The 15,064-nt window shown below is 60.1% G+C and carries 12 protein-coding genes; 8 read left to right on the top strand and 4 right to left on the bottom strand.

Features of this window, described 5'->3' with window-relative positions:
* Positions 1-18: 18 nt before the first annotated feature.
* Complete coding sequence (locus TBK1r_RS38595) at positions 19-165, bottom strand: hypothetical protein (protein ID WP_419581407.1); 147 nt, start codon at positions 163-165, stop codon at positions 19-21.
* Between the two features lie 41 nt (positions 166-206).
* Between TBK1r_RS38595 and TBK1r_RS16145 the strand changes: the two genes are divergently transcribed.
* From TBK1r_RS16145 to TBK1r_RS16160, 4 genes are all read left to right on the top strand, one after another.
* Positions 207-2,378, top strand: a complete 2,172-nt coding sequence (locus tag TBK1r_RS16145; protein WP_145212618.1) for a tetratricopeptide repeat protein — start codon at positions 207-209, stop codon at positions 2,376-2,378.
* An 8-nt stretch (positions 2,379-2,386) separates the two neighbouring features.
* Positions 2,387-3,541, top strand: a complete 1,155-nt coding sequence (gene ribD / locus TBK1r_RS16150) for a bifunctional diaminohydroxyphosphoribosylaminopyrimidine deaminase/5-amino-6-(5-phosphoribosylamino)uracil reductase RibD (protein ID WP_145212621.1) — start codon at positions 2,387-2,389, stop codon at positions 3,539-3,541.
* Between the two features lie 614 nt (positions 3,542-4,155).
* Complete coding sequence (locus TBK1r_RS16155; protein WP_145212624.1) at positions 4,156-5,154, top strand: hypothetical protein; 999 nt, start codon at positions 4,156-4,158, stop codon at positions 5,152-5,154.
* A 278-nt stretch (positions 5,155-5,432) separates the two neighbouring features.
* Positions 5,433-6,338 (top strand): DUF1571 domain-containing protein, encoded by a 906-nt coding sequence (locus tag TBK1r_RS16160; protein WP_145212627.1) that lies wholly within the window; start codon positions 5,433-5,435, stop codon positions 6,336-6,338.
* Between the two features lie 24 nt (positions 6,339-6,362).
* Here TBK1r_RS16160 and TBK1r_RS16165 read toward each other — a convergent pair whose 3' ends face one another.
* Positions 6,363-7,724 (bottom strand): adenylate cyclase, encoded by a 1,362-nt coding sequence (locus TBK1r_RS16165; protein WP_145212631.1) that lies wholly within the window; start codon positions 7,722-7,724, stop codon positions 6,363-6,365.
* 329 nt (positions 7,725-8,053) lie between these two features.
* On the opposite strand from TBK1r_RS16165, the gene TBK1r_RS16170 reads away from it, so the two are divergent.
* Entirely contained in the window at positions 8,054-9,463 is a 1,410-nt protein-coding gene (locus tag TBK1r_RS16170) for a Gfo/Idh/MocA family protein (RefSeq protein ID WP_145212634.1), read from the top strand.
* A 492-nt stretch (positions 9,464-9,955) separates the two neighbouring features.
* Here TBK1r_RS16170 and TBK1r_RS16175 read toward each other — a convergent pair whose 3' ends face one another.
* Complete coding sequence (locus TBK1r_RS16175) at positions 9,956-10,375, bottom strand: hypothetical protein (RefSeq protein WP_419581408.1); 420 nt, start codon at positions 10,373-10,375, stop codon at positions 9,956-9,958.
* Between the two features lie 414 nt (positions 10,376-10,789).
* Between TBK1r_RS16175 and TBK1r_RS16180 the strand changes: the two genes are divergently transcribed.
* The 3 genes from TBK1r_RS16180 (at position 10,790) to TBK1r_RS16190 (ending at position 14,006) form a co-directional block, all read left to right on the top strand.
* Positions 10,790-11,182 carry a hypothetical protein gene (locus tag TBK1r_RS16180; protein ID WP_145212637.1) on the top strand — a complete coding sequence of 131 codons (393 nt, stop codon included), beginning with the start codon at positions 10,790-10,792 and terminating at the stop codon, positions 11,180-11,182.
* Positions 11,183-11,653: 471 nt separating this feature from the next.
* On the top strand, positions 11,654-12,625 hold the full coding sequence (gene epsC / locus TBK1r_RS16185) for a serine O-acetyltransferase EpsC (RefSeq protein WP_095738117.1): 972 nt from the start codon (positions 11,654-11,656) through the stop codon (positions 12,623-12,625).
* Between the two features lie 238 nt (positions 12,626-12,863).
* Positions 12,864-14,006 carry an iron-containing alcohol dehydrogenase gene (locus TBK1r_RS16190; RefSeq protein ID WP_145222688.1) on the top strand — a complete coding sequence of 381 codons (1,143 nt, stop codon included), beginning with the start codon at positions 12,864-12,866 and terminating at the stop codon, positions 14,004-14,006.
* A gap of 275 nt (positions 14,007-14,281) precedes the next feature.
* On the opposite strand, the gene TBK1r_RS16195 is transcribed toward TBK1r_RS16190, so the two are convergent.
* The gene (locus tag TBK1r_RS16195; RefSeq protein ID WP_419581409.1) at positions 14,282-15,025 is read right to left on the bottom strand and encodes an ABC transporter ATP-binding protein; all 744 of its coding nucleotides are present in this window, start codon (positions 15,023-15,025) and stop codon (positions 14,282-14,284) included.
* Positions 15,026-15,064: the final 39 nt, after the last annotated feature.

Below are 15,064 nucleotides of genomic sequence, written 5' to 3' on the forward strand. Positions count from 1 at the left end.
GGCAGTCCATTTCGCATCTCATACTTGTTGACCCGTCGGCGGCTGGTCCGGCGCCACAGCGACGGCTCGTTCCCAGGCGGAACCGGGGAACGAAGGGAACGAGCGAAAATCCGCCGCGGCACGGTCCAGCGGGGCTTTGGCCAGATGCACCGATCGTGGTAACATTCTCGGCTCATCTCCCCCCATCCTCGATCTCGGCCCGTTCTATGTCTGTCGATCTGTACGCCGTTTGCCCCTGTGGGAACGGCAAAAAAATCAAGTTCTGCAAGTGCAAGGACTCCGTCGGCCAGATGGACCAAGTGCTGACGATGATCGAGGGCGGTCAGGTCGTCCCGGGATTGGATCGATTGAAATCGATTCTGGAAGAGCACCCCGATGCGGCGTGGGCGTTGGCGATCCGCGGTCGACTGTTGTTGGATCTTCGCGAGTACGATTCGCTCAGTGAGAATGCCGAACGATTCATTCGGCTTCAACCTTCCAATCCACTCGCCCTGACGCAACGCGCCGCCGCGCTCGTGTTCAGCCAGGACGTCCAGGGCGCGACCGATTCGTTGTTGGAAGCACTCAATGAAAGCGGCCAGGAAGTCGACGCGTTCTTGATGGATGTCGCGTTGATCGTCGCGATGGGACTGGCCCAAAGCGGTGTGATCCTGTCGGCACGCGTCTACGCGCTGCTCGCCATCAGCTCACAAGGTTATGAAGCCGAACAGGCCAACGCGTTCTTGGCACAGTTGGACACCTCACCGGGCGTCAATCATCTGCTCAAAAGCGTGCCGCAATTGATCGAGCGTGACGCCGACGCGGATTGGGGCGAACGCTATGACGAAGCGGTCGGGTTGCTGCGCAGCAACAAGGTGCTGCTGGCGCAAGACAAATTTGAATCGTTGCGACGCACCGCCCCGAATCAAGCGCCCATCCTGTCGGGCTTGTTCCACTGTGCGGTGTGGCGTGGTGATTTGGAACGCCAAACCGAAATGGCCAACCAACTCTCGCAAGTCGACGCGCTGGATCTGTTGACGCGTCAACGTTACCGTGCGATCAGCGGACTGCTTTCGCCGATCGGAACCCTGTCGGTCAACGCCCAAACGATCCACGTCGAATTCGACGACATCGATCAAGCCGAGATGGCGTTGATCGCGAGCGACCGAACCGAACAACTCTCCGCCCAGCGGTTGTCCCAGTTGCAAATCCCCGAGGGCGAAGTCCGACCCCGGAGTGCGTTTTTCGTTTCCGACCGACCGCTGGAATCGAACGATCAAGACGTACCAGCGGCCCAATGCCCGGCGTCGATCGCCCTGGTCGCGGTGTTCGGGCGACAGACCGATCGGAGCGCCCAAGCGATTGCGTTTGATGTCACCGAAGACCGCGTCGAAACGGTCAAGGGCATCCTGCTGGCCGCGATCCCCGATGGCAAAGTCGTCTTGGATGAACCCCATCCGATCCCGATGACGTTTGCCCTGGATGATCGGCCGATTCGTCAGGTGCAACCCAAATCGATGGCCGAACTGGCACGATTCAATCGCGAGTTCGCGGCCAGCCACGACGGCAAGCGAGCCTGTGAGCTGCCGTTGCCGATGCTGGCCGGCAAATCGTTGGCCGCCGCCGCCGATGACGACGCGCTGGCGATGGAGCGGGCCACGGTCGTCCGCGTTCTCGAAGGCCACGAGCGGATCATCAGCTTGGCGGGCGCGCTTGCCGACATCTATCAGATCTCCAAAGTCGATCCGTTGCCGGAACTGAAACCGAGCGACGAAACACTCGGCGACTTGTCCGCCGCCGATTTCTTTCGCGTCAATCCCGACGAACTTTCTCCGATGCAGTTGTACGTCTTGGCCAGCAACGCACGTGCGACCGGCGGCATGACCGCCTGCAACCGGTTCGCCGCAAAGCTGGTCGAAAAGACTGCCGCCGACGCTGCCAACGAGCAGGAAAACCGGATGGCGATGGAAGGTTACATCCTGTGGATGATGTCGACACCGGAACCTGGCGAGTCGATTGCGATCAGCGATCGAGCGATCCAATTCGCCAAAACACACAAGCTGAACTTCGCCTCCATCTTGCTCGCACGGCTTGAGCTTTGTTTGTCGATGTCCGATCAGGACGGTTTCCGACAAACGATCATGGACATCGAAAAGAACTACGGAAACGATCCCTCCGTGATGGCACGCGTGCAGCAGCTGCTGATGCAATTGGGGATCATTCGCCCCGATGGATCGTTACGCGATGGCCCCGGCGCACCGGCGGCAGCCCCGACCGAATTCACGCCGGCGGCACCTCCGGAAGAGCGTTCCGGCGGGGTTTGGACGCCCGACTCGCCGGCCGCCCCCAATCCATCCGGTGGTGAAGGCGGCAAGCTTTGGGTCCCCGGAATGGATTGAACGGTCGCATGACGTCGACCCACCATCCTGACGATGAACACTGGATGCGACTTGCCCTGGACTTGGCCGTCCGAGGGCAAGGTTACGTTGAACCGAATCCAATGGTCGGTTGTGTGCTCGTCAAAGATGGGGTCTGCATCGCCCGCGGTTATCACCACGTGTTCGGTGGGCCGCACGCGGAAGTCGACGCCTTGCAATCACTGCGGTCACCGGACGAGGCCGCCGGTGCGACCGCCTACGTCACCTTGGAACCCTGTTGTCACCACGGCAAGACGCCGCCCTGCAGCGAAGCGTTGATCCGGGCCGGCGTCACACGTGTCGTCGTTGCAATGCGCGATCCCTTTCCCAAGGTCGATGGCGGTGGGATCCGTCAACTGCGTCAGGCAGGGATCGAGGTCACGCTGGACGTCTTGAAGGCCGATGCCGAAGCATTATTGGCACCGTATTTAAAACGTGTTCGCACCGGCACGCCGTGGGTGATCGCCAAGTGGGCGATGACCGCAGACGGTCGCATTGCCACCGTGTCTCGCCAAAGCCAGTGGATCACGGGAGCGGAATCGAGGCGTCGGGTGCATCGGTTACGCGGCCGCGTCGACGCGATCATCACAGCGATGGGCACCGTCGAGGCGGACGATCCGATGCTCAACTCGCGATTGATGGACGCCGACGGAACACCGATGACTCCACCACGCGTTGCCAAACGTGTCGTGTTCTGTCGTCGCCGGCTTCCCGCGCTGCAGTCCAAGCTGATTCATACGGCAGATGCCATTGAGACTTGGTTGTTCACCTCGCCGCTGGTCGACGGCGAACGCTTGGCGGCGCTGCGCCAACGCGGGGCAAGGGTGTTTGCATTGGACTCGGATGACCCACAGTCGATGGTTCGTCAAACGCTCCAGCGACTCGGCGAACAAGACATGACAAACGTGATGATCGAAGGCGGTGCCGCATTGCTGGGCAGTTTCTGGGATCCAACCTCGGGCGAGTGCCTGGTCGACGAATTCCATGTCTACATCGGGGCCAAATTGTTCGGCGGCGTTACAGCGCCCGGCCCCATCGCCGGAGCGGGACTCGGCCCCATCGACTTGGCAACCAAGCTAGCACTTAGCCAGGTAGACCGTTTCGAAGACGACGTGCGTTTGGTTTATCGGCGTGCGTTAGGCTGATCAGGGGTCCGAATGGAAGGTGTAGACGCGCTGGTGTGCAGGCTTTAGCCGCCCGGTTTCGCTGCTTCGCAGCGAGCAGAAGCGCCTAAAGGCTGGACACCAACGGCGCTGGTGTGCAGGCTTCAGCCGCCCATCTTGCTGCTTCGCAGCGCGTCCTGATGCGCCTCAAGGCTGGACACCAACATGCGCTGGTGTCCAGGCTTTAGCCGCCCGGTTTCGCTGCTTCGCAGCGAGTAGAAGCGCCTAAAGGCTGGACACCAACGGCGCTGGTGTCCGGGCTTTAGCCGCCCATCCTGCTGCTTCGCAGCGCGTCCGGATGCGCCTCAAGGCTGGACACCAACGGTTGCTGAAGCCCGACCATTGGTTCCTGAACTCGTTCTCGCTTCAAAAACTGCACGACCTGCAATTGGCAGAGAATTCACGCTGTTACGGCACAGTAATCTTCCCTAAACGTGCGTTAATCACACCTCCGGGTAAAGATTGGTTGAAGTGCCCTTTCGGCATCGCCGATATTCAACTATCGAGCACTTAGGAAAGATCGGAAACGTTCAATTTCGGTCTTCGAATGTGCAGATCTTCACGTGGTCATTCGCGTGAAAAGGATCGGTGAAGCGATGAGGTACCCTTACCTGATTGCATTGGCCATCTTGATGGCGATGCCGACCGTGTCGACTCCTGCAGACGAGCCGACCGCCGATCAACGTCTCAAGGCGACCGGGTCGCCAGCACCTTGCCGCAAGAAACAGCGGGCCAGACGTCAACCGCCCGGCGTGTTTTCTGAATCCGGACTGGCCCGATTTCGGCTTCGCTCCGGGCGTCTCGAAGTCGACCCGATGCGGTATCGAAAAGGCTCGCAACAGCACCAGACCGATCGGTTCCGCGAATCGATTACCGTTTCGTCGTCGTCGGGAGTGCCCTCGGTCTATTACAGCTACGCGGACGATTACCAACGTGTCCAACTCGTCGCCGAACACGGCAAGAGTTTGCGGATGGAATCGACACTGGTTGCCACCGGTGAGCAAGCGGTCTTGGAACAGCAGGAGCCCGGCGCGATCCAATGGCACGTTCGCCGCGATCCGGCCGCCGAGAGCGATCTGGATCGTCATGTCAGCGGCCCGACGTTGCTGCACATCGTGGGGCAGGACGAAGCCGGGTTCCAGATTCATTTCGATATTCTGATCTCACGCATGCTGTTGGGCCGCAGTGTGATCGAATTGACCCGCCGAACCGAAGCCTTCTTGCAAGACAACGCGACCACCCTGGCCGTCGTTTCATCGGACGATGTGGACCGATTGATTGACCAGCTGGGGTCGGCAAAACATTCCCAACGTCGCGGCGCCGCGGTCGAGTTGGCCGGTTTGGGGACCAGCGCGATTCCATACTTGACCACCGCACTGACGCGCACTGACCTGGATGTGGAGCAGCGGGCGCGGATTCACATGCTGATTTCACGCTGCCCGCGGACCGACGAAGACACGCCTTCGTCACTGGCTTGCCTGTTGTCGACCGACCGCGATCATTGGCAGATCATGGCCAAAAAGATGAACCAGACGCAGTGGATTGCGGCCAACGCCCACATCCGCCGCTGTGGCCTGGACGCACTGACGCGATAGGCGGATTTGGGCCCGTTGCGTGCCCCTGCCGGTCAACACGCTGTTTTGGGCCTTGGTGGTGACGGGGCTTTGCCGTTAGAGTGGTTGCTTCGATGGCGTCGCGAAATCCGCGGCCAGCGGCCTATCGATTGAATCCCACACGCGTTTGTAAAGGCCCACCCGGCGCCCCTGGCTGACGCGTTCGGGCTAAGATCATCGAGTTGATTTCGGAACCTCGATTCAATCGACAGGCCGCGATCACCGTCCGGCTCCCGTTCGTTCTCTCCCCCCGAAAAGATATGGCACCTTCTAAATCTCGACGCGGCTGGGTTCTGCTGATCCCCGCACTGCTTGTGGGCACGGTCGCCTTCGCATCGGTGATGCGCAGCAAGCCCGATGTCCGCCAGGATGTGGCGCCGACCATCATGCAAGAGCCGGCGGATGACGCGACGGACCAAACGCCGCGGACCCGCCAGTCGTCGATCGCCGAAGTCCTGGAGCTTGCCGATCGAGCGTTGGCGTCGATGGACGATTCACTGGAAGACTACACCGCACGGTTCATCAAACAGGATCGCAGTGAGTCGGGCGTGTTGAACGAGCGCAGCGAGATGGAGGTCAAGATTCAGACACGCCATCGAAACGAAACGAATGACGCCCCGATTCGAATCTATCTGAAATTTCTGGCACCCGAAGCCACCGCGGGTCGGGAAGTGATCTGGGGCAAAGATCTTTACGACGGGCAGATGGCCGTCCACGAAGTCACGGTGTTGCTCAGTTGGAAAACCCTTTGGCTGGATCCGACCGGGATGCTTGCCATGGCCGGCCAGCGTTACCCGATCTACGAAATCGGGATCACAGGCTTGGTCGAGAAACTGATCGAACGCGGCCAAAAGGATTTGGACAATCCCGATGTCACTGTGACGATCACGCGAGACCATGAGTTCGACGGCCGGATGTGCGACCTGATCAAAGCCCAACGCAGTCAACCCGGCGGCGGTGAAGATGACTTTTCACTCGCCGAGATCGTTTATGACCCCGAGCGGTTGTTGATCCTCAGCTACCGCAGTTTCGGTTGGCCTGATCCCGATGCTCCGGACGATCAACTGCCGTTGGTCGAATCGTACGAGTACCGAGATTTGAAAACCAACGTCGGCCTGACCGACAAGGACTTTGACATCACCAACGAAAGCTACACGTTCCCGTAGGCTCTGTCGGTTATTCGAAGTCGGTTATTCGAAGTCGATGATTTGCAACGACTCGTTTGCCTCTTCCAGCTCATCGAGCGCGTTGTAGCTGATGTTGGTGTTGGCCACATTTAATTTCTTCAGATTCGGCAGCTTGCCCAACTGGATGAACCCTTCGTCGGTCATCTGTTGAACGCCGGCGACATTTAGATCCTTCAGTTTCTGGAACTTCAAAATCGTCTCGACTGCGGCATCGCTCAGGTCGGTCGCTTTGACGTCCAGGGTTTCCAAGTTGACCAACCCATCAAGTGCGGCGAACGCGTCGTCGTTGAGTTTGGTTTCCCAGAAACCCAGGTAGGTCAGACCGGTCGCGACGCCGAGTTGTTTGATGCCCTCGGGGGTGATCAAGCGACATTCCCCGAGGTCCAGATACGTCAGCTTGGGATACTTGGCGATGATCGTCAAACCCTCGTCATCGACCGAGGTGTCACGGAGTTCCATTCGCGTCATTTCCTTGGCACCGGCGATCTGCTTGATCCCTTCGCCGGTCACATCGCAGCCGCGGATGCGAAGACGTTTCAGTTTCTTCAGCCCCGCCAGCGATGCCATGCCTTCATCGTTGATCTTGGTGTAGTCGAGTTGGATTTGCTCGAGCGTGGGGATCTTGGCGAAGACATTCAGAGTGGTGTTGGTCAACGAGGTGCAATAGTTGGCGTTGAAGGATTTCAGGGGCAACCCGGCCAACTCTTTGACTCCCGTGTCGGTCACCTTTGATTTTTCCAGCTGCACGTCTTGCAGCGATTTCAGCTTGGCGAGTGCCTTCATGCCTTCGTCGCTAATGTTGCTGTTGCGCAAATCGATCGCGCGCAGCTTTTGCAGCGGCGCCAGTTTTTGCAATCCTTCGTCGGTCACGCCGACGCGACGCAGAAACAGCACTTGCAATCCGGGCAGCTTGGCGACGACATCGAGTGTGTCGTCGGTGATCGCCGAATCGGTGAAATCCAATCGCTCCAGACGCTTCATTTCGGCGAGCACGCCCAACCCCTCGTCGGTGATCCCGGGACCGCTAAAACGGGCCTCCTTCACGTGGGGCAGCTTGGCCAAGCTGGCGAACGTGTCGCTGACGTCGGTGTCGCTGGCGACTGAGATGGAGACGACCGCACCGTCGCTGTTCTTCTCCAGCAGGTAGCCGGCCGCTTCCAGTTTGGCCACTGCGGCCGGATCGTCTTTCTCCACGACCGGCTTTTTGGCGGTCGGGGCGGCGGCTGGTTTCTCTTCCGCCGCTGCTGTGGTTGCCACGTCCGGTTCGTTGGGCGGCATGACATCGGGGCCGCATCCGATCAGGCCCAGGCTCGTCACCGCGAGTCCGAGCGTGCAAGACAGTCGGGAGGGAAGGCTGCGTTTCATGGTCTTCAGGGGGTTCGTAGGGCGGGCGGATGAACGTGGCGGATTCCTGTTCGATCCTCCAATGTGACAAATGAAGCGAGAATTGACAACGAACACGCACGATCTCAACGCCGGGTGGCCGGGGGAGCACAAGGGGGTGGGATGTCCGCCCGCGAAACGGACTTGCGATCGTTGTTTGTTAGCGGGCTTCAGGTTATCCTTGCGGGGCTGTTAAGTCTTTCATCATGCGCATTCGGGAGCGTTGTGTCGGGGAAGATTGTTCTTCGCCCCCAGCGCCGATCGCTTTGTCGCTTCGCAATCAAGTCATTTCCAACTGAAGGAATTTTTGCATGACCAAACGGACCAATCGCCGTGGTTTCCTCGGTCGCACCGCTGCTGCCGGTGCGGTCGGTGTCGGGTACTGGACGGGCACCAGCCCCGTCCTCAAGGCTCAAGAATCGGCTCTGCAGGGCCTCAGTGCCGGCTGCATCGGCGTGGGCGGAAAAGGCGGTAGCGATACCAGCCACATCGCCGAGAACGGGGTCAACATTGCGGCCTTGTGCGATATCGATGGCGACACCGTGAACAAGAAAGCCCGCGAATTCCCCAATGCGGAAAAATTCAGCGACTTCCGCGAAATGCTCGACAAGGTCGGCGACAAGATCGACATCGTGACCGTCAGCACGCCCGACCACACCCATGCCGCAGCCGCCGTCCGCGCGATGCGGATGAAGAAGCACGTGTACTGCCAAAAACCGCTGACGTGGTCGATCAGCGAAGCCCGATTGATGCGGGAAACCGCCGAGCAGATGGGCGTCGTGACGCAAATGGGCAACCAAGGCACCAGCGAAGACGGGCTGCGAACCGCCGTCGAAGTGATCCAAAGTGGTGCGATCGGCGACGTTTCCGAAGTCCACGTCTGGTCCAACCGCCCCGTTTGGCCGCAAGGTCAGGGACGCCCCGCAGGCGAAGACCCAATCCCGGAAAACCTGAACTGGGATGCCTGGATCGGACCGGCACCGATGCGTCCGTTCAAGAGCGGCGTGTACCACTCGTTCAATTGGCGCGGCTGGGTCGATTTCGGAACCGGCGCCCTGGGCGACATGGCCTGTCACACCACCAACATGCCCGTCATGGCACTGAAGTTGTGGGACCCGGTCGCCGTCACCGCCATCAAGAACCCCGGGATCGTCGAAGGCGAAACCTTCCCGGCCAGCAGCGCGCTGATGTTCGAATTCCCCGAACGCGAAGGTTTGCCGGCCTGCCAATTCTATTGGTACGACGGCGGTGAATTGCCGCGCGAAGACCTGATCAGCAAGCTGCCCAAACGTTTCCAAGAACAAATCGCCAAGCAGCGTGAAGGCGGCCGCAAAACCAGCGGCGCGCTGGTCGTCGGCAGCAAAGGCATGGTGTTCTCGGCCAACGACTACGGTGCCCAGTTCGACATCTTGCCCCAAGAAGATTTCGAGGACTACGAGAACCCCGAACCGTGGCTGCCGCGAATCCCCTTCAAGGCCGGAAACGACCAGCGACAAAAGTGGGAGTTCGTCAGCACCATCAAGGGCGAATACGAACCCGGCACGATGTCTAACTTCGGTTACGCCGGACGTCTGACCGAAACGATCCTGGTCGGCAACCTGGCCCTGCGTGCCGGTGAAGGCAAACGCATCGAATGGGATGCGAAAAACCTCAAGAGCACCAACGTTCCTGAAGTCAACGAGTTCGTCGGCCGCGAATATCGCAGCGGCTGGGAACTGTAACGGATCGCCGCACGCGTTGCGTTTCTAAAGATGCTTGCGCGACCCTCCTGCCGGAGAGGAGGGCGCGCAGCCGTTGATCGCTCAGGGCTTTCGTCACTCTCCCTCTGGGCATCGGGGATCTACACAAGTCGCTTTTGGTCCAAAGGGCATGCATGTCCCTAGCCTGGGGCAAGCGAACCGAGCATTTGCGAGGGTTGCGCCGCCCCAGGAACCGCATCGCAATGAGTAAAAGTTGGCCAACGGCCATGCACAACACTCGCGTTTGACCAGGCATCTGTGAATGGCCGTTGGCCAATCGCTCTCGTTCTCGTCTGCCGACCTTGGGCGATGCCCAAGGCTATGGATGTAAACGGCCGTTGGCCGAAACCATCCACTCAGAACAGATCTGACATGCAAACGAGGTGTAGCTACCAATGCCCTCTGGGAGGCTCGAGCGGAGCGAGGAGAGGGTTTGTCGTTTAGGCCTCGCTCGAGGTACCGCGGCTTCCGCGATTACCGATAACGCGAGTCGCGGATCGCGCGGGCTGCCGAGGCCCCGTTGCGGGCCACGATCTCTTTGAGCGTCGGCACCGCGACGCCCCGCTTGGCCGCTTCGACACGCAGCGCCCGCTCATACACGGGCAGCGGAAAATACGGGCTCTTGCGGCGTGCGTAACGCTCCAACGCCAACACCAACCGTTTCTCCAGCTTGTTCTGGTCGACCAGCTTGACGATCTCGCGAACGTAATAGCGTTGATCGTCAGTGGTCGCGCGCAGACGGCTGATCAGGTAATCATCCAGCGCCGCCCCTTGAGTCGGCGCAACGATCGCAGTGTTGGTGATGCCGGTTTGTGCCGCGACGCTGGGAGCGAGTCCGGCAATCGCGAGCAGCAGTGCCGAGGCGATCACGGTCATCCTGAGTGACAGTTTCATCAATCTTGCTGGGGTTCAAGGAATCAAGTGGCCGGTCGTGGCTACCAGATTTGTCCCCTGCGACACAAGACAGACTCGAAACCACGATGGCCTTCGGGCGGTTTTCGCAGGTGTCCAGGCACCGCATCTCAGATTGCTAGCAACACCTGGGTAATTTACGGGTTTTGTTCGTTTGCGATTTTGAAACCCTGGTACGGGTCGCAGGGATTGTGTGCACCGAGCCGATCGCAACGTCGATGGAAGACGTGTGCCAGATAATCCCGCTGTGGGCGGCAAGGGTGAAGCATCCGTGGATGGATCACCGGAGCGGCCTGCGAATCTGGTCAAACACATCAGAGGGCGTCGTCAGATCTCGAATCATGTTTCGTGACTTTGGCGCAGCCACACAAGCAAGATGCCCAAAAGGACTCGGCGATGAACCGTTGGCTATGGATTGGATCGTTGGCCGGTTTGCTCATGGTAAGCACCGGATGTTTACACAATCAAACACGCAAAGGTTGCTCGACCGGTGCCTGCGGCTCGGGCGCTTGCTCCAGCGGCACCGGCTTGCTCGGCAAGATGAATGTCGGCGGCTGCAATTCGTGCGGCACCGGCTGTCGAACCGGATGTGTGCCTGGCAAACTCGGCTGGCAGCAGGGCGGGCTCGACTACAGCTCGCATCTGGGATCGGGAATGTTGGGCAATCGCGCCAACGCGACGCAGACGTTCACCCCCGGTCCTCCGACCGGTCAAACGGCCTATCCGTACTACACCGTGCGAGGCCCCCGCGACTTTTTGCTGAACGATCCGCCGACGATCGGTCGCTAGGCAGCGGGCTGGACACCAACGGTTGGCTGCCCGAACAAGACCGCTCAATCGACGTCGATTGAGCGTCCGGGCGGCCGGCGAGCTTGCCGCGAAACCCGGTTGAAACGCCCGACCGCACGGGTCGAGAGACGCCGCGCGGGGTCGCGGCAGTCGCCAAATTGGTTCACGACCCTACAATAAAGCGCCGGCAATGGCGTTCCGGTGAGGACGCTCGGGCCAGGACGGCCTGGGCAATGACGGCAGGGGCAATGAATCGTCAACGATTCGTAGGCAACCGGTCGCAGGAACGCGGCGGTGGTCGTGCGACGATCGGGACCTGCCCGGTCGATTCCGCCCGAGACATCCGCTAACGTACCGCCTCGTGGGTCCAGCGAGATTGTCGCGAACCAGATTGCGAACCATGCGTCACCGCGGGTCCTCCTGACCCATTGGCGTGGCCCCTTCGATTCCAAGCACCTTCGAGACATTGTTGTGGCATCCGACGTCCGATTAAAAGAACAGCTGCCGCGCTTGACTGAACGTATTGTCGCGACTTACACGCCCGATGATGCGATCAATCACCTCGGCCATTGTGCGCTTCCCAGTTATGAAGCGATCATTGCGATCCTGTTGGACATCAAGGACATCCTTTACCCGGGCTATCGGCGCAAGGTCGGATTGCATGCCGGCAACATCGCTTACCACGTCGGCAGCACGATCGATTCGCTGCACGACCAGCTGACGACACAGATCGCTCGGGCATTGCGTCACGAAGATCGCGTCCGCAACAAGCACAACGACTGCGAGAGCGAGACGGATTTCGAAGCCAAGGGCCAGACCATGGCGATCGAATTGCTGGAGCGGATCCCGTCGTTGCGCAAGACCTTGGCCACCGATGTTCAAGCAGCCTACGAAGGCGACCCGGCCTGCCAGACGACCGATGAAGTCGTTTTCTGTTATCCCGGCATTGAAGCGATCACGGTCTATCGGATCGCCCACGAACTGGTGCGATTGGACGTGCCCTTTATCCCGCGGATGATGACCGAGTGGGCGCACAAGCAAACGGGAATCGACATTCATCCCGGTGCCACGATCGGCGAGTACTTTTTCATCGATCACGGAACCGGTGTCGTCGTCGGCGAAACCTGTCAGATCGGGAACCACGTCAAGCTCTATCAAGGGGTGACGTTGGGTGCCCTGAGTTTCAAGACGGATGACAGCGGCGAATTGATTCGCGGCCAAAAACGGCATCCGACGATCGAGGACGGTGTGGTGGTTTATGCCAACGCGACCATCCTGGGCGGTCGTACGGTGGTGGGGCACGATTCCGTGATCGGATCGAGCGTGTGGATCACCCGCAGCGTCTCACCCAACACCACCGTGGTGCTTGAGCAACCGTCGTTGCGGGTTCGCGGCGGTGTCTCCGCCGACTCGGTGGACGAGCACGCCAACTATCAGATTTAGCGCTGGCGGGTTTCCCTTGGCGGGTTCAGCATTGGCGGGGCTGACCCGGAAAAAGGCATCCTTTCGATGACGGGATGCCGAAAATCCGTGGGTCCGCGCTGCCATCGTTGGGCTCCTTCGACAGCCACAAACCGAAAACCTTGAAGTTGACGCGGCGCCGGGGTTACCCGATCGTCTAAAATCCTTCGAGTCGTTTTTTGCCGCCCTTTCGCCGATTCGCCTGAGATCGATGACCAAACTGACACCCTTTGACGCCACCACACGCACCCGCATTGTTTTTGGGCAAGGCGTCTTTTCACGGATCGGTGAGCTGGCGGCAGGGTTTCGGCCCAAATGTGTGTTGGTCGTCAGCGACTCCGGCTTGGTCGATGCCGGCCACTTTGGCCACGCCGTCGATTACCTGCATGCGGCGGGACTGCACGTGGAATCGTTTCATGACTTCGCCGAAAATCCGACCTGCGCGATGGTCGATGCCGGTGTCGCCAAGGCGGCCGAAGTGAAACCGGACCTGTTGATCGGGCTGGGCGGCGGCAGCAGCATGGATTGTTGCAAAGGGATCAATTTCGTGTATTCCGGTGGCGGCTCGATTCACGATTACCACGGCGTTGGTAAAGCGACGGCGGACATGTTGCCGATGATCGCCGTGCCGACGACCAGCGGCACCGGTAGCGAGGCACAATCGTTTGCCCTGATCAGCGACACCGACACGCACGTCAAAATGGCTTGCGGTGATCCCAAGGCCGCGTGCAAGGTCGCGTTGCTCGATCCGGAACTGACGCTGACCCTGCCCCGCAACGTGACGGCGTTGACGGGCATCGACGCGATCTCGCACGCGATCGAAACCTATGTCACCAATCGGCGCAATCCGATGTCGATCACCTATTCGCGCCGTGCCTTTGGGTTACTGGCCGAAGGGTTTTCGCGCGTACTGGAAGCCCCCGACGACATCGACGCCCGCAGCCAAATGCAACTCGGTGCCTGTTTCGCCGGGATGGCAATCGAAACTTCGATGCTCGGTGCCGCCCATGCGACCGCCAACCCACTGACCGCACGGCACGACATCACCCACGGCCAGGCGGTCGGGCTGATGTTGCCCGCCGTCATCCGGCTCAACGGCCAGCAGCATCCCGACTGGTATGCCGAACTGTTGCGTGACGTGGATCCGACGGTGACCGAATCGGAGGCGCCCGATCGGCTCGCATCGATGGTCACCCGCTGGCTGGAACAGGCTGACTTGGCGACCAGCTTGAATGCGCTGAAAATCCCCGCCAGTGGGATCGAGAGCTTTGTCGAAGAAGCGCTCAAGCAATGGACCGGTACCTTCAACCCCGTGCCGCTGGACAAAACCAACGCCGAACTGCTGTATCGCTCCGTCGCCTGACGCCAGCTCGTGACGCCAGCTCGTGGCGTCAGCCAGTGACGCCAGCACGTGGCGTCAGCCAGTGGCGCGTGTCGGCGCTGAGTTCCCCACGCCCCGCTCGTTGACCGGTATGTCGATTCAATCAGCCGTTTGGCGCGAGCCTACTGGCGCCGGTGAGTTTACTGGGAGATCGACGCCCGTACGCTCGCGCGATACGGCTCATCCCACGTGTGATCCGATTCCACGTGTGATCCGATTCCACCAACAAGCGTTCCCCCGCTGGAAGGCACTCCGTGCTACGCGGCGTGAGTGGCGAAGGCCGGCGTCTCCTCGACGCCAGGTTCGCTGTGAATCAAACCGTCTTGCATCCGCCAACAGACATCGGCCGAGGCGGCGATCTCGTCGTCGTGGGTGATCATCAGGATCGTCAGGTTGTCGCGTTCTTTCAGATCGGCCAACAGACGCAAAATCTCTTGACCGGTCTCGGTGTCCAAGTTGCCCGTCGGCTCGTCGGCCAACAACAACTTCGGATCGGTCATCAGCGCTCGGGCGATCGCGACCCGTTGCATCTCTCCACCGCTCATTTCACTTGGACGGTGCTTGGCGCGATGCAGCAATCCGACGCGATCGAGCATCGCTTCGGCACGGCGACGATTTTCTGATCGCGATTTGAAGTAGCTCCAAACGCTCTGCCCGATCATGGCCGGGGCGAGCACGTTCTCGATCGCCGAGAGTTCGGGCAACAGATGGTAGAACTGAAAGATGATGCCGATTTCGTGATTGCGATAGCGATCGCGGACGGCGCGTGGGGCGTTATCGATTCGATTGCCCCGAAAGAAAACTTCGCCTTCGTCAGGCCGGTCCAGCGTCGCCAACAAGTGCATCAGGGTACTCTTGCCGCTGCCACTGCGGCCGACCAATGCCGTGACCAGACCCTGTCGGACTTCCAGATCCACGCCCCGCAAGACGGGGACATCGATGCGGTCCTTGTGGTAGCTCTTTTTCAATCCGCGCGCGGTCAGAACGATAGGGGTGGGCATCAAACGGTCTCAAGGCAAGGAAAGAGAGTGAAGGCAACG

It is taken from the genome of Stieleria magnilauensis, from assembly GCA_007753675.1.
Lineage (GTDB): Bacteria > Planctomycetota > Planctomycetia > Pirellulales > Pirellulaceae > Stieleria > Stieleria magnilauensis.

What these genes read in the sequence shown, in the direction of transcription:
- TBK1r_RS38595 (WP_419581407.1), bottom strand. Translation starts at nt 165, where the DNA reads ATGTTACCACGATCGGTGCATCTGGCCAAAGCCCCGCTGGACCGTGCC.
- TBK1r_RS16145 (WP_145212618.1), top strand. Translation starts at nt 207, where the DNA reads ATGTCTGTCGATCTGTACGCCGTTTGCCCCTGTGGGAACGGCAAAAAA.
- ribD (WP_145212621.1), top strand. Translation starts at nt 2,387, where the DNA reads ATGACGTCGACCCACCATCCTGACGATGAACACTGGATGCGACTTGCC.
- TBK1r_RS16155 (WP_145212624.1), top strand. Translation starts at nt 4,156, where the DNA reads ATGAGGTACCCTTACCTGATTGCATTGGCCATCTTGATGGCGATGCCG.
- TBK1r_RS16160 (WP_145212627.1), top strand. Translation starts at nt 5,433, where the DNA reads ATGGCACCTTCTAAATCTCGACGCGGCTGGGTTCTGCTGATCCCCGCA.
- TBK1r_RS16165 (WP_145212631.1), bottom strand. Translation starts at nt 7,724, where the DNA reads ATGAAACGCAGCCTTCCCTCCCGACTGTCTTGCACGCTCGGACTCGCG.
- TBK1r_RS16170 (WP_145212634.1), top strand. Translation starts at nt 8,054, where the DNA reads ATGACCAAACGGACCAATCGCCGTGGTTTCCTCGGTCGCACCGCTGCT.
- TBK1r_RS16175 (WP_419581408.1), bottom strand. Translation starts at nt 10,375, where the DNA reads ATGAAACTGTCACTCAGGATGACCGTGATCGCCTCGGCACTGCTGCTC.
- TBK1r_RS16180 (WP_145212637.1), top strand. Translation starts at nt 10,790, where the DNA reads ATGAACCGTTGGCTATGGATTGGATCGTTGGCCGGTTTGCTCATGGTA.
- TBK1r_RS16195 (WP_419581409.1), bottom strand. Translation starts at nt 15,025, where the DNA reads ATGCCCACCCCTATCGTTCTGACCGCGCGCGGATTGAAAAAGAGCTAC.